Annotated in this window: 12 protein-coding genes; 4 read left to right on the top strand and 8 right to left on the bottom strand. The window is 53.1% G+C overall.

All coding sequences use genetic code 11. The features are described from left to right. Window positions 1-261 precede the first annotated feature (261 nt). The 3 genes from iraP to ACOTXL_RS06525 all read right to left on the bottom strand — a co-directional run bounded on the left by iraP (window position 262) and on the right by ACOTXL_RS06525 (window position 2,798). A complete protein-coding gene (iraP, locus tag ACOTXL_RS06535; protein WP_003859148.1) occupies window positions 262-522 on the bottom strand; it encodes an anti-adapter protein IraP in 261 nt (86 codons plus the stop codon). A gap of 208 nt (window positions 523-730) precedes the next feature. Continuing rightward, window positions 731-1,945 (bottom strand): multidrug efflux MFS transporter, encoded by a 1,215-nt coding sequence (locus ACOTXL_RS06530; RefSeq protein WP_015571317.1) that lies wholly within the window; start codon window positions 1,943-1,945, stop codon window positions 731-733. Window positions 1,946-2,114: 169 nt separating this feature from the next. After that, complete coding sequence (locus ACOTXL_RS06525) at window positions 2,115-2,798, bottom strand: extensin family protein (protein WP_003859154.1); 684 nt, start codon at window positions 2,796-2,798, stop codon at window positions 2,115-2,117. A 104-nt stretch (window positions 2,799-2,902) separates the two neighbouring features. Between ACOTXL_RS06525 and ddlA the strand changes: the two genes are divergently transcribed. Then, window positions 2,903-4,000: a D-alanine--D-alanine ligase gene (gene ddlA / locus ACOTXL_RS06520; RefSeq protein WP_003859156.1), complete on the top strand. Its 1,098-nt coding sequence runs from the start codon at window positions 2,903-2,905 to the stop codon at window positions 3,998-4,000. Window positions 4,001-4,003: 3 nt separating this feature from the next. Here ddlA and ACOTXL_RS06515 read toward each other — a convergent pair whose 3' ends face one another. Next, a complete protein-coding gene (locus tag ACOTXL_RS06515; protein WP_003859157.1) occupies window positions 4,004-4,225 on the bottom strand; it encodes a DUF2754 domain-containing protein in 222 nt (73 codons plus the stop codon). A gap of 248 nt (window positions 4,226-4,473) precedes the next feature. Between ACOTXL_RS06515 and ACOTXL_RS06510 the strand changes: the two genes are divergently transcribed. After that, window positions 4,474-4,776, top strand: a complete 303-nt coding sequence (locus ACOTXL_RS06510; RefSeq protein WP_045332053.1) for a DUF2755 family protein — start codon at window positions 4,474-4,476, stop codon at window positions 4,774-4,776. Here the strand turns inward: ACOTXL_RS06510 and ACOTXL_RS06505 are convergent, their stop codons facing one another. Continuing rightward, window positions 4,777-5,874, bottom strand: a complete 1,098-nt coding sequence (locus ACOTXL_RS06505) for a DUF1615 domain-containing protein (RefSeq protein WP_023315499.1) — start codon at window positions 5,872-5,874, stop codon at window positions 4,777-4,779. Between the two features lie 12 nt (window positions 5,875-5,886). Continuing rightward, window positions 5,887-7,107: a peptide antibiotic transporter SbmA gene (sbmA, locus tag ACOTXL_RS06500; RefSeq protein ID WP_045350617.1), complete on the bottom strand. Its 1,221-nt coding sequence runs from the start codon at window positions 7,105-7,107 to the stop codon at window positions 5,887-5,889. Window positions 7,108-7,458: 351 nt separating this feature from the next. Here sbmA and ampH point away from each other — a divergent pair, with 351 nt between their 5' ends. Then, on the top strand, window positions 7,459-8,619 hold the full coding sequence (ampH, locus tag ACOTXL_RS06495) for a D-alanyl-D-alanine-carboxypeptidase/endopeptidase AmpH (protein ID WP_045350618.1): 1,161 nt from the start codon (window positions 7,459-7,461) through the stop codon (window positions 8,617-8,619). Window positions 8,620-8,621: 2 nt separating this feature from the next. Here ampH and ACOTXL_RS06490 read toward each other — a convergent pair whose 3' ends face one another. Together ACOTXL_RS06490 and ACOTXL_RS06485 are read right to left on the bottom strand one after the other, a co-directional pair. After that, window positions 8,622-9,248 carry a helix-turn-helix domain-containing protein gene (locus tag ACOTXL_RS06490; protein ID WP_003859165.1) on the bottom strand — a complete coding sequence of 209 codons (627 nt, stop codon included), beginning with the start codon at window positions 9,246-9,248 and terminating at the stop codon, window positions 8,622-8,624. 87 nt (window positions 9,249-9,335) lie between these two features. Next, window positions 9,336-12,110: an autotransporter outer membrane beta-barrel domain-containing protein gene (locus ACOTXL_RS06485; protein WP_045350619.1), complete on the bottom strand. Its 2,775-nt coding sequence runs from the start codon at window positions 12,108-12,110 to the stop codon at window positions 9,336-9,338. A gap of 452 nt (window positions 12,111-12,562) precedes the next feature. On the opposite strand from ACOTXL_RS06485, the gene hemB reads away from it, so the two are divergent. Beyond that, a complete protein-coding gene (hemB, locus tag ACOTXL_RS06480) occupies window positions 12,563-13,537 on the top strand; it encodes a porphobilinogen synthase (protein WP_003859169.1) in 975 nt (324 codons plus the stop codon). The last annotated feature ends 86 nt before the right edge of the window (window positions 13,538-13,623 follow it).

Here is a 13,623-nt window from a genome sequence, read left to right as displayed (position 1 = left end):
GTCTGGTTCGTTACGGAAAAAAAACCACCCTGCGCACCTGATTTTCGCCGGGCTCCGCGGTTATTTCAGCCCTGTAGCGGCACAATGATCATTATCCGGTTTCGCCGGCAGGGAGGCGGTAATTAATAGCAGAAATTATGCGGTGAAAACTGTGCTCTGTCTCAATTTAATTTACCCTGAAAAATGTGTAAAAATAAAAACAGAGCGACGCCAGGCATCCTGCATGACAATTCTGTGACATGTCATTTCACCTCTGGCCGGTTAACTGCGAGGATGCCTCAAAAGCTTTTTTACGTATTGCTGAAGCAGCTCCGCATCCTCTGCGGGAACCTGTGAATCAGGGCGAGCTTTTTCCAGCGCGCCTTCAACGTTGTCGATCAACGCCTCCTGCTCTGGTTTTGCCATCTGTCGCAGCAGCGCCGTCACAACGATTTCCAGCGCCTCGACCTGGGCAACCAGCTCTTTCGACTCTTCTTCCTTTTGGGCAAGCTTAACCAACAACTCAGCAATGAGATTTTTCATGGTGCTATTTCCTTATGTGATTTCCCCTGAAATTAACACCCTCACTGAATAATGAAAAGCATGGATTGGCTTTATCTTATGCAAAAGTGACATCGCTGCCAAAAAAGATATTTCGTGGAGAAAGCGAAACGTTTTTCTAAAAGAAAGGCGCCGCATTTCGTTATATAAAAATGCGGCGTTCATAAGAATAAATAATATATTATCGTGTTTACCGGGCCGACTTTGCCTCAGCGATTCGCCTGCGACGGCGTAAGGCAAAGGCCAGTTGAATAATATTCAGCAGTACCACCACCGCCGTCGCGGCAAATACCCAGCGGAAACCCGCCATCGCCGAGACCGAGGCGCCAATAAGCGGGCCCGCTACGTTGCCTAAATACATGAACGACTGGTTGTAGCCAAAAATGCGGCCGGTTACCTGGTCACTGGAATATTTCACCAGCAGCGTCTGAACAGCGGGCAGCATGGCGCCATCCGCGAAGCCAAGCAGGAAGCGCAGGATGCCCAACTGAAGAGGTGTGGTGACGAATGACATGGCAAAGAAAAGGATCACCGCAATGATGAGCGTTGCCATCAGAATACGTGCCGTACCGATCCTGTCGCCCAGTTTCCCCAGGCGCGGAGCAGACATCAGCGCCGACACGCCCGGCACGGCGGCAATCATCCCGCTCAGAAACGCAATGTTGCTGCTGTCCGGCGCCATCGACTTGATAAACAGCGCCAGAATCGGCCCCACCGAGCCGTTACAGAGCTGGATCACCATCGTCGTCACAAAGAGGCTAATCATCAGGCCAGGATAAGGCAGCGAGGCGAAAACCGCTTTTCCGCTCAGGCGTTCGGATTTGCTGACAACAGGCCGCCCGCCCTCTTTAATCAGAAAAAGGGTGACCAGAAAGCTAATCGTCAGCAGGATCGCAGTAATGATAAAGACCGCACGCAGCCCGACATGGTCCGCCAGGAAGCCGCCGAGCAGCGGGCCGCCAATGACCCCGCTGATCTGGGCGGTGGAAAGCGTGCTGAGCGCCCAGCCGCTTCGCTCACGCGGTACCTGTGAGGCCACCAGCGCCATGGCATTCGGAATGTACCCGGAGGTCAGCCCCATTATCGCCCGCAGAATAAACAGCTGCCAGACGTTGGTGGCGAAGGCCTGGAGCAAAATGGCTATCGCCATCCCCAGCGAGGCGCGGAGCAGCATCAACTTGCGCCCCTTGCGATCTGCCAGGCTACCCCACATCGGTGACACAATGGCGGAGACCAGAAACGTCACGCTGAACGTCAGGCCGGACCACATGGAGAGCGCTTCATGGGAAGTGACCCCCAGCTGCGACACATACAGCGGCAGGAAGGGCAATATCTGGCTGATAGCCAGTCCGGTGAAGAAGCAGCCGAACCAGACTGAAATGAGGTTAACTTTCCAGGATTCCATAACAGAAATAGTCTTCATTTTTAGGCGAATTCGCCGACAGATTAGCAAGTTACGCGCAATGACATAGCGCCAGAGATGCGGCCTTGCAGACTTTGGTGTTTTATCTTCCCAGTCATCATATTTGTGAAATAAGTCACAATTTATCCAAATTTCGGCGGAAGATTATGCTTCATCGACATAATCCATATCCGCGCATTCCCAGATGGAAATGGTTGGCATGGGCGGCATTATAGTCCGGTCCCAGACCGTTACCGTAATAACCACAGCTTGCCGAGAGCAGCGCCTGTAGCCAGGGCTGCGTCTTTTCCGCTTTCCAGCCGTTTAGAACGGTAACACGCTGTCCGTTTGCCAGCCTGAAAGCGCTGATATCCAGCGCATCCGCCGTGGCATGTTCGCTGCGCCGCGCATCCGGGCGGCTGTAGATATTGCGGCAGGCAAAGCTGCCCAGATGTTCAATACGCGCAAGCTCGCTTCCCGTCCAGGTTTTGGTGAGCGGCCGGGCCTGCTGGCTGACAAACAGCGCCGAACTTAACGCCAGCGGGCAACTGGCAAGAAAGCTGCTGTTCAGACTGACCGGGCCAAAATCACGTACGCGCACCACGTTACTCAGTGGACACTCCCCGGCGCTGTCAGCGACCGCCTGGGTACGGATAAGCCGACGTTGGTTCGCCTGCGTTAACAGGCTTTCGCACGCCTGGGGGGTTAAACGCCGAAGTTTAAACTGGGTTATTTTTCCGGGCGGATCGTCAAGCGTAAGCGGCACGAAAGGGTTGTACTGCGACGGCAACCAGCGGTAGCCCACCGTGACGATCCCGGCAATAACAATAAGAATAAACAGACCTTTTCCTTTCACGCGCCCCCCTTCAGCATCCCTCAAAACATTATGGCAGAAGGCCGCGAAACCCGCCGGGCATCGTGGTATGTTATTGGCTTTTCGTCAGACTGGAAGAGAGTGAGATGGCAAAGCAGCGCGTAGGTATTGTCTTTGGGGGAAAATCGGCAGAGCACGAGGTGTCATTGCAATCGGCTAAAAATATCGTTGATGCGATTGATAAAAGCCGTTTTGACGTGGTGCTGCTGGGCATAGATAAACAGGGCCAGTGGCATGTTAACGATGCCAGCCAGTATCTGTTACACGCTGACGATCCGGCGCACATCGCCCTTAATCCTTCTGATATCAGCGTCGCAACGGTTCCAGGCGTGGTACAGGGACAGCTTATCGATGCCGGGAACGCGCAGGCGCTGGCACAGATTGACGTGGTGTTTCCTATCGTTCACGGCACGCTGGGCGAAGATGGCTCCCTGCAAGGCATGCTGCGGATGGCGAACCTGCCGTTTGTCGGTTCCGATGTGCTGGGCTCTGCCGCCTGCATGGATAAAGACGTCACAAAACGTCTCCTGCGCGACGCCGGTCTGAATATTGCGCCGTTCGTGACGCTTACTCGTGCCAACCGCGATAAACATAGCTTCGCGCAGATCCAGGCGCAACTCGGCCTGCCGCTATTTGTGAAACCAGCAAATCAGGGCTCGTCCGTTGGCGTCAGCAAAGTCACCAGCGAAGCGCAGTTTAACGAAGCCGTTCGTCTGGCCTTTGAGTTTGACCATAAGGTGGTGGTTGAGCAGGGAATTAACGGACGCGAAATTGAGTGCGCCGTACTGGGCAACGACTTCCCGCAGGCGAGTACCTGCGGTGAAGTAGTGCTGAACAGCGACTTCTATTCCTACGACACCAAATATATTGACGACAAAGGTGCCCAGGTTGTGGTCCCCGCCGCGCTCGATCCTGACGTTAACGACAAGATCCGCGCGATCGCCGTTGAAGCCTATCAGGCGCTGGGATGCTGTGGGATGGCGCGCGTCGACGTGTTTCTGACGCCGGATAACGAGGTGGTGATTAACGAAATCAACACCCTGCCGGGCTTTACCAATATCAGCATGTACCCGAAACTGTGGCAGGCCAGCGGGATAAGCTATCCGGAACTGATCACCCGCCTGATTGAACTGGCGCTGGAGCGTCACGCCGCTGACAGCGCCCTGAAAAGCTCCGTTAACTAACGGTTAGTCGGTTTTCTCTGCCGTCGTCGTCTCATCGGGGCGACGGCGGATAATGAATCCCGCCAGCCAGAAACTGATTACCCAGGTCACCAGCCCAACCGCATAGGTTTGCCAGCCTTTCGCTTCAAATCCCAGCAGCCCGACAACACCGTTGAGAATAAAGATCAGCCCGATCGCAAAGGCGTAGTAATGCCAGTCACGGCGTAGTTTGGAAGTGAGCTTCATGACAACTCCGGCAGAAAAAAAACTATCCTCTCACAGTTTGATAAAGGCGTCTGTGGCGGATACGTAAATTCTGAAAAGCAGCGCAGTTTCACTTATGTTATCAATTTGTGACGTGATGCAGAATTCGACAATCCAGGAGAAATCCTGAACCGAATTTCCCACGATTCTGATATTGACAAATGCTATGACCTGTCACACTCACCCTGTACGACGCGTATTAAAACAGAGTGATATTTTCGGGAGGTCTTATGGCAGACTTTACATTGTCGAAACCGATTTTTGGCGGAAAACAACCAAAAACCTCCACGGCGGGGAATATTGCCTATGCCCTGTTTGTTCTGTTTTGTTTCTGGGCAGGAACCCAACTGCTGAATATGCTGGTGCATGCTCCTGGCGTGTATGAGCATCTGATGCAGGTGCAGGATACAGGCCGCCCACGCGTTGAATTCGGTTTAGGCGTGAGCACCGTATTTGGACTCATTCCCTTCCTCGCGGGCAGCATGGTTCTGGGCGTGATTGCCCTCGTCCTGCGCTGGCGCAATCGCCACTGATTACAGTCCCATACAGCGTGCCCGACGATCGTTCACGCGTTTCGCGAACCAGGCGGTCGTCAGGTTACGCGTGATCTTCGGGCTTTCCAGTTGAATCCCTGGCAGAATGGCTCTGGGTAATGCCTTTCCACTTTTCTTCTCGGCCAGCGCAAAGACCTGCTTATAGAGATCCGTTTTCTCAAACGCCAGGCTGTCGCCCTTCTCCAGCTGTCGGCGAATGTCGTTGTTGCTCATCTCCAGCTTCGTCGAGAGTTTTCGCACCGCACGTTCGGTGGTCCCAGCCTCACTGCTGCCGTATGCAATGAGATCGCCATCCAAAGCGAGCTTCACACCGCTGGCGCGGCTTACCGCATTCTGGAAGGCTGCATTTCGGCTGGCATACCAGCCCGCATTAAAGTCGGCAAAGCGATACAGCGGTTTATCGTAGTTGGCCGGATAATTCAGCAGGTGATACGTCCCAAACCACAGCCCACCGCGCAGAGAGAAGACCTCCTGACGCACCGTACCATCGATACCCCACGGATAGCCGTCGGTATGCTTTTCCGCAAATGCGATACTCACCTGCATCGGACCGCCGGTATGCACCGGATTCAGCGATCCAAACAGCTTCTGCCCCATCGGCACCATATTGATGAAATCATCGAAAATGGCGCTAAGCTGCTTCTCGGTTTTCACCGTATCCAGCCGTTCGCTATAGCTTTTACCGTTTGGCGAGGTGATTTTAAGGGCGGTATGTACCAGGAAAACCGGGATATGCATCGATTCGGCCCGGCGGTCGATCTCTTTCCAGGCGATTTTGTTCAGGCCAGGCACAACAGGATCTGACTGATACATCGATTCCTGCTGCGCCACCGCGAGCACCGAGCAGATATTCTCTTCGGTAGGCGCGATCTTCTGGCTTTTGAAGGTCGTTGCCAGCGCATCAGCCCACTCACTGCGATCCTTCACGCTGGCGGGCATCTTCTGCCGCACCACGCTCGCCACATCCACAGGCTTCTCCCCTTCTTTGAGCGGGGCAGCCCCTTTTTCGGCACAGCCCGCCAGCACGAAAGCGGCGAGTAACGTCAGAGGTAATGCACGTGGTACGGCAAATGGCATAGCAATTCCTTTTTAACCTAATGTATGGGTGACTTCCTGCACGTCCTTATCGTCCAGCTCACGCTCGAAACTGCGTAAACGTTTGTAGATGGACATCAGCTCCACAAGCGTAGTCCAGGAGCTAATCAGATACTGGAACGAACCGCGAACCTGACCAAAGACGTTGGTGATTTGGGTCATCAGACCGAGCGTAATCGTACCCGCAACGATGGACGGGAACAGCAGGAACAACCCGAAAACGTTATCAACCTGAAGATAAAGAATGCGCGCGATATTGAAATACATGTAATGGAAATAGAGGCGGAAGTAGTTACGACGTACGGTGCCAAACAGCTCACGCACGGTAGGCGGTGACGCACGGTTGGCATCGTCTTCACCATACACCAGCTCTTTACGGTAGGCCGCTTCCACGCGCTGGTTTTTAAACTCCAGCCCCGGCAACTTGATCCCTACCACCGCCAGCAGCCCCGTTCCCATCAGCGACCAGACAATCGCGGCAATCACCAGGCCGTAGGGCAGATGGCCGACAATCGGCAGCTCCGGAACGTGCGACGAGAGCGTCACCAGCACCGGCAGGAAGGCGATCAGCGTCATGATGGCGTTGATAAAGCTCACGCCCATATCTTCCAGAGTAGAGGCAAAACGCATGGTGTCTTCCTGCACACGCTGTGCGGCACCTTCGATATGTCGCAGGTGCTGCCAGTGCGCCATATAGTGTTCGTTCATCGCGGTACGCCAGCGGAACACATAGTGGCTGACGAAAAAGTTATTCATCACGCCGATCACCACGGCGATGAGGGCGATGCCGAGGAAGATCCCCACCTCATGGTAGAACTGGTTAATGGTCACTTTATGCGGCGAACTCAGCGCCGTCTGGATCAGATCGTAAAACGGCGCATACCAGGCGTTGACCGCTACGCCCACCTCAACCAGGAACCAGGTGACAAAGATGATTAACGACGTGCCGAGAATCGACCAGTATTGCCAGCGGTGAGGAGAATAGACAAACCAGAACATGGCAAAAAGCCCTACGCAGAGCACGTAATAAGCGTAGAAAAGCAGATAGCTCATGGACCAGAAGCGCGCTGCGCTAATGGGAATATCGCCCGTTGCCCCCGTAAGACGGGTCAGCCACGCGCCGCCACCGGCCTGCCAGAAAATGACAGCCAGCAGTGCCCAAATAAATGCCGACAGGAAAAAGGGCCCCGGCTTTGGGAAAAAAGACTTAAACATTGTGCTTCCTTCTTGTTGTTATGGCTGTTGCTGCGTTCAACATATCGCCACACGAAACCTTGCCTGTACCAGCCTCCCGGCTCAGGCAAAAAAGTGAGACCTGCGGGTGAATTATTAGTTCGCTTCCCAGTTTTCAAGAATTGTTTCGGTGCGTTTCATTCGCAACAGCGATCGTAGCGTCTATCATACGGTCGATGTCACAAAATGGGAGCCACGCTGCAAGTAAATTGTTCAAATTTACCCACGGTTACGTTTTTCTCGCTATCGTTATGCAAATCGGGCCATTGCCCGACGCCGATTAGTAGTATAACTACCCGTAACTTTCCTTATTCACTTGATGGATGCTTTTCGTTGAAACGTTGTCTGCTCTCTATCGCCGCGCTGTGTGCGGTGAGCCTGTCCACCGCCCAGGCAGCACAGCCTCTGACGGCCCCGGTTCTGGCCTCTGACATTGCCGATCGCTACGCGAACCTTATTTATTACGGCAGCGGTGCGACGGGAATGGCGCTGGTCGTGATCGACGGTAACCAGCGGGTGTTTCGCAGCTTCGGTGAAACACGACCGGGAAATAACGTTCGTCCGCAGCTGGATTCCGTTATCCGTGTCGCGTCGATAACCAAGCTGATGACCAGCGAAATGCTGGTGAAACTGCTCGATCAGGGCGTGGTGAAACTCGACGATCCGCTCAGCAAATATGCGCCGCCCGGCGCTCGCGTTCCGACATATCAGGGAACGCCGATCAGACTGGTGAATCTGGCGACCCATACCAGCGCCCTGCCGCGAGAACAGCCCGGTGGCGCTGCGCATCGCCCTGTCTTTGTCTGGCCAACCCGTGAGCAACGCTGGAACTACCTGAGCACAGCAACCCTGAAATCGGCCCCGGGCTCGCAGGCTGGCTATTCTAACCTGGCGTTTGATCTGCTGGCCGACGCTTTAGCGACGGCCTCGGGTAAGCCCTACCCTCAACTGTTTGAAGAGCAGATCACGCGTCCGCTCGGGATGAAAGATACCACTTACACCCCCTCCCCGGACCAGTGCAAGCGTCTGATGGTGGCGGAAAAAGGGTCCAGCCCGTGCAATAACACGCTGGCCGCCATTGGCAGCGGTGGAGTTTACTCTACGCCTGGCGACATGATGCGCTGGATGCAACAGTTCCTCTCATCGGATTTTTACGCGCGCAGCAATCAGGCCGACCGCATGCAGACGCTCATCTACCAGCGTGCTCAGTTACGTCGCGTCATTGGCATGGATGTACCCGGTAAAGCCGATGCCCTCGGCATGGGCTGGGTGTATATGGCGCCAAAAGATGGCCGACCGGGGATTATTCAAAAAACCGGTGGAGGTGGCGGATTCATCACCTATATGGCGATGATTCCGCAATCAAACGTAGGTGCTTTTGTGGTGGTCACCCGGTCGCCAAATACACGCTTCGTGAATATGAGTGATGGCGTAAATAATCTGGTGGCCGAGCTGAGCGCCAATAAAGCGCAGGTGCTTACGGCCTCTAACTGATCTCAATAGTCCGTGGGCAAACGGTTGATACTGACCAGTTTGCCCCGGCTCATATTGATGTAGTTCCCCTGACGCAGCGCCGCCAGAACCTCCGCAACGACCGAACGAGAAATACGCGTGCTACGCTGAATATGATTCATAACACCAATTTTTGAACGTAGCGCGTCATCCCACTCGGCCATATTCAACAGCATCGCCCGAATTTGGCTATAGGAATTATTTCCAATCAGCTGTATATCACGTTTTCCCAGTAAATGGTTTAGCCATGACAGCCAGCAGAAAGCTTCTTGCCAAACATGCGCTTCTTGAATAAGTTCGCATGCAGTAGAGGCAGGCAAATAAAATCCGGTACAAGGTGTTTGTGCAATCAGAGAATATTCAAGATAGTTGTCATTTATCCATGCGCTTAAACCGTGGATATACGGTGCCCGCGCAATACCCATAAGTAATTCGTCTGATTTACGGTGGACTGCAGTCAGACCGGATTGTATGACAACGGTCAATGGTTCATCATCATTATTGCCGGTAGTTATTAATTGTTGTGGTTCGGTCTTAAATGGGGTACCGGCGATTTCCAGACACTTAATGAGCCGGCTTAATTCAGAAAGTGGTTTCGCATTAACGTTCATGCATACCTCAAGTCATCTGTATCTGTCGGTTCTTTATTATTTTTAAAGCACATAAAAAAGCGGGGGCAAAATCCCCCGCGTTTTTTCTTACCAGGTATATTTCACACCCAGGTTTGCTCCCCAGTTCTGGTCAACGTCGCCGCCGCCCAGATAAGTCGCATCAGTGTAAGCACTGAAGTTTTTCGTGAAGCTGAACTGAGTACCCAGTCCCACGCGAACCGCAGAGCCTTCTACGCCGTTATCAATGCTGTCGTTGTTGATATCAGCATTGTTGTCAGCATCGTCATACACGTAAGCCAGTTTGAAGTAAGGCGTTAATGCCTGCTCGCCGCCGTAGTTGAAGGTATAACCTGCATCCACGCCGAGTTCATAACGCATACTGTCGTAAGACTGACCATCGATACGCATGTCGTTGCTTAACTGGTAGTCATCACCGGACTGGAACAGGCCAGAGATCGCCGCGTAAGGCGTGACGTAGCCAGACAGGTTTGGTTTCCAGTCATAGCCCAGTTTCATCCCGAAACCAACGGCGTCAGTCGTGGTATTACCGTCAACATACTGACCATTGCTCATGGTGGCAGAGAGGTCGTTGTTGAAGCGGGTGTAACTCAGTGAGCTGTCGAGGAAAATATCGTTCATGAACTTAGCCGACGCGTAGATCATCGCAGTCTGGCTGTCCTGATCGACCTGACCCGTACGATCGCTGATATCACCCTTCGCGAAACCAGCCGCACCACCGACAATCCACTTCGCATTATTACCGTCGATCTGAGTGTCCAGACCTACCATAATGCCGCTTACGTCCTGATCGTAGCTAACGGTGCCATTATCCGCGTCAAAGTTGCCGCCGAAATAGCTCACCCATGCGCCGCCGTTATCTGCCAGGCCATGACGGCTGTTGGTCAGACGGGTACCCACGGTATCCTGTTGCAGATTCCAGATGTTGGTATTGGCAGAAGGAATGCTCAGCGCCATGTTGGCGTAGTCAGTCAGCTCTTCCTGCTGGAGAACAACGGTGTCGCCCTTCTGCTGCGCCTGATAGGTGTATGCACCTAAATCAGCTTTATTTGCCGCAGTAAAGCTGGCAGCGGTATCCGCGTTATTGTCATAGACGCGAATGATCTCTTTGTTTTTGTAGTCAGCTACGGAGCCTGCGCCGGTCGCATCGTCGATGCGCACTTTATAGTTACCGGCAACGTCACCGTTCACAGCCAGATGACCGTCAGAGTTCAGCGCGACAACACCATAGTCGTAGTCCGCTTTATTGCGATCGTTGGTGATATACCGTGCGTTGTTCAGGTCGCTGTTCAGCACATAATCGCGGCTGGCAACGTTGAGTACACCGCCATCGGTCAGCACCATATTGTGCGTATCAACCTGACCCAGACCCAGCGCCAGCTCTGCACCGTTGTCCACGGTAATGGTGTTGGCATACAGCTCAGCTGTCTCTTCAGTCAGTGCCGCACGGCTGTAGCTATCCAGATACAGGCTATCGGTTGCTACCGCGCCGTTGTCGCCGATGTTCAGGCTAGACGCATTGGTCAGGGTGATGGAATCCGCCAGCAGGCCGGAGTTTTCAACATTGACCTGAGACTGGTTGTTCACCGTCAGCGCGTCGATGTTGGAGATCTTACGGGTATCCCACTCGGAACCGTTATCCAGCGCCACGTTGAACAGGCCGCTCTGATAAACCTCTTCACCTGCAACGTGACCGTTGCTATCAAAGGTAGAATCAGGCCAGATGCTGTTTGGAGAAAGTGCATGCCAGTCTACATTGCTGTAGCCTTCACCATACATCTGCGCCGTGCCGATGGCCTCAACGCTGGACTGCGCGGCACCCACCCATTTACTGCCGTTGGTCAGCGTGACATCCAGCTTGTCGGTATCATCCCAGCCGTTGGTAGTTGGGTTATAGATGCCGTCATCGGTGGTATCCGTTGCCGGATCGCCATTCTCGTAGAAGTTGTTATCAAAGGTGCTGGAGAAAAGGATGTCGCCGGTAATGGTAGAGTGATCGAAGGTAGCGGTGGTCTGCATAGCGTTATCAGACGCGCCAGCCACAACGATCAGCGCCGCATCATCCGCAGCCGTGGCGTTGGTTTCACCGTAGTCGCTCGGCTTCGCCGTTTGACCGTAGAAGCCGCTGGTACCCAGATCGCTGTACGCACCGGAGGTCAGCACAGAGTCTTTCACCACCAGCGTATCGGTAAAGACATTGCTGCTGTTAGCAACGCCTTCAACACCGTCGTATGGCGTGTTATCCAGATCCTGGTAACCCTGCGTCAGCGTGATACCCGCAACGTGGGAATTGTTCTGAATAACGATATCAGATTCAACGTCCAGCGTGATGGCGTTACCCAGATCATAGGTGTCCAGATAATGCGTTTCAGTGGTTTCGCCATTGACGACATCATACGCGTAATGCTCGTAGGTATCGTTGATGGTGGAGTTATCAACGGTCAGGCTAAAACGATCATACTGGGTATGAGCGGTGCCGTCAGTATCTACGCCATCTGCACACGTCGTGGTCATACACTCTGAGGTGATCATGCCATTAATGGTGCTGTTAGAAATACTCAACGCGTTCGCACGGCCATTGACACCATCATCCAGATAGTATGTCGAAATAACTCCGTTTACGGTTGATTTATTGACGACCGGATAAATGTCACCATCATGTGTGGCATCTGAATAATTCCAGTCAGCATAACCATAATACCAGGGCGTGGACGCAGTATTGTCATATCCAAAAGTATTATATGTCGTGCCGGATATATCTTTCGCATTGGCCTGAGAAGCGATAGCCAGTGTGCAGGCTAATGCAAGTTGTGATACAACCAGTTTCTTTTTCCATGTTTGCATTGGGTCATCCCTCCTCAGGGACGTAAGCAAGTTTGTCCATCAAATCATTTAGCAACATTAAATTGCGGAAGGAATTATGCAGTTTCACTTCGAAAAGGTTCAATGAATGATTCCATTAAGTCCGTATTCAGACAAATAAGCTTATAAACCCACGGCAATATCAATCATTATGAATAAATATTATAAATTCAACTGATTGCAAACTACTTTAGTTGCTTCGACACATATAATAAAAAGCAATTAATCATTTATATTTATAATCCCAAACCAATATAGAAGCCTCACCAATATTACACGCCACGCTGAACATCAGAATAAGATTTATAATATAGACTAAATACATGCAGCGTATATTAGTCGATTTCGAAAATCTAAAAGACAACTTTAGTAAAACACCGCTCCCTGCTTTCAGGTACACTATACCTCTTTGTTCCACAAACATCAGGCATACCATGACCGATTTAATTGCACGTCCCCGTCGCCTGCGCAAGTCACCCGCACTGCGCGCCATGTTTGAAGAGACAACACTGACCTTAAACGATCTGGTGTTGCCGATTTTTGTTGAAGAAGAGATCGATGACTACAAAGCCATCGACGCGATGCCGGGCGTGATGCGCATTCCTGAAAAGCATCTGGCCCGCGAGATCGAACGCATTGCGAATGCGGGCATCCGCTCGGTGATGACGTTCGGTATCTCCCACCACACTGACGCGACCGGCAGCGATGCCTGGAAAGAAGACGGCCTCGTGGCACGCATGTCGCGCATCTGCAAAGAGAGTGTGCCGGAGATGATCGTCATGTCCGATACCTGCTTCTGCGAATACACCTCTCATGGCCACTGTGGTGTGCTGTGCGATCACGGCGTGGACAACGATGCGACCCTGCTGAATCTGGGCAAGCAGGCGGTGGTTGCCGCCGCCGCGGGTGCGGATTTCATTGCGCCTTCTGCGGCAATGGATGGGCAGGTACAGGCGATTCGCCATGCGCTGGATGCCGCGGGCTTCACCGACACCGCCATCATGTCCTACTCCACCAAATTCGCCTCCTCTTTCTACGGTCCGTTCCGTGAAGCAGCGGGCACGGCGCTGAAAGGCGATCGTAAAACCTATCAGATGAACCCGCTGAACCGCCGTGAAGCGATTCGTGAATCTCTGCTTGATGAAGCCCAGGGCGCTGACTGCCTGATGGTGAAACCGGCTGGCGCGTACCTGGATATCCTGCGCGACATTCGCGAACGCACCGAACTGCCGCTGGGCGCATACCAGGTGAGCGGTGAGTACGCGATGATCAAATTCGCCGCGCAGGCGGGTGCCATCGACGAAGAGAAAGTGATCCTCGAAAGCCTGGGGGCGATCAAACGTGCGGGCGCGGATCTGATCTTCAGCTATTTCGCGCTGGATCTGGCCGAGAAGAAAATTCTGCGTTAATCCGCTTTAGCGCCGGGTGGCGACTTCGCCTTACCCGGCCTGCTCTCTGCGCTAATCTTCACCAAACTGCAATACAAACGACATCT

The sequence above is a fragment of the Enterobacter cloacae complex sp. IR5402 genome, from assembly GCF_049238125.1.
GTDB lineage: Bacteria > Pseudomonadota > Gammaproteobacteria > Enterobacterales > Enterobacteriaceae > Enterobacter > Enterobacter hormaechei_C.
Note: the sequence above shows the minus strand (reverse complement) of the source record. Positions and strands in the feature narration are given on the sequence as shown.

What these genes read in the sequence shown, in the direction of transcription:
- iraP (WP_003859148.1), bottom strand. Translation starts at nt 522, where the DNA reads ATGAAAAATCTCATTGCTGAGTTGTTGGTTAAGCTTGCCCAAAAGGAA.
- ACOTXL_RS06530 (WP_015571317.1), bottom strand. Translation starts at nt 1,945, where the DNA reads ATGGAATCCTGGAAAGTTAACCTCATTTCAGTCTGGTTCGGCTGCTTC.
- ddlA (WP_003859156.1), top strand. Translation starts at nt 2,903, where the DNA reads ATGGCAAAGCAGCGCGTAGGTATTGTCTTTGGGGGAAAATCGGCAGAG.
- ACOTXL_RS06515 (WP_003859157.1), bottom strand. Translation starts at nt 4,225, where the DNA reads ATGAAGCTCACTTCCAAACTACGCCGTGACTGGCATTACTACGCCTTT.
- ACOTXL_RS06510 (WP_045332053.1), top strand. Translation starts at nt 4,474, where the DNA reads ATGGCAGACTTTACATTGTCGAAACCGATTTTTGGCGGAAAACAACCA.
- ACOTXL_RS06505 (WP_023315499.1), bottom strand. Translation starts at nt 5,874, where the DNA reads ATGCCATTTGCCGTACCACGTGCATTACCTCTGACGTTACTCGCCGCT.
- sbmA (WP_045350617.1), bottom strand. Translation starts at nt 7,107, where the DNA reads ATGTTTAAGTCTTTTTTCCCAAAGCCGGGGCCCTTTTTCCTGTCGGCA.
- ACOTXL_RS06490 (WP_003859165.1), bottom strand. Translation starts at nt 9,248, where the DNA reads ATGAACGTTAATGCGAAACCACTTTCTGAATTAAGCCGGCTCATTAAG.
- ACOTXL_RS06485 (WP_045350619.1), bottom strand. Translation starts at nt 12,110, where the DNA reads ATGCAAACATGGAAAAAGAAACTGGTTGTATCACAACTTGCATTAGCC.
- hemB (WP_003859169.1), top strand. Translation starts at nt 12,563, where the DNA reads ATGACCGATTTAATTGCACGTCCCCGTCGCCTGCGCAAGTCACCCGCA.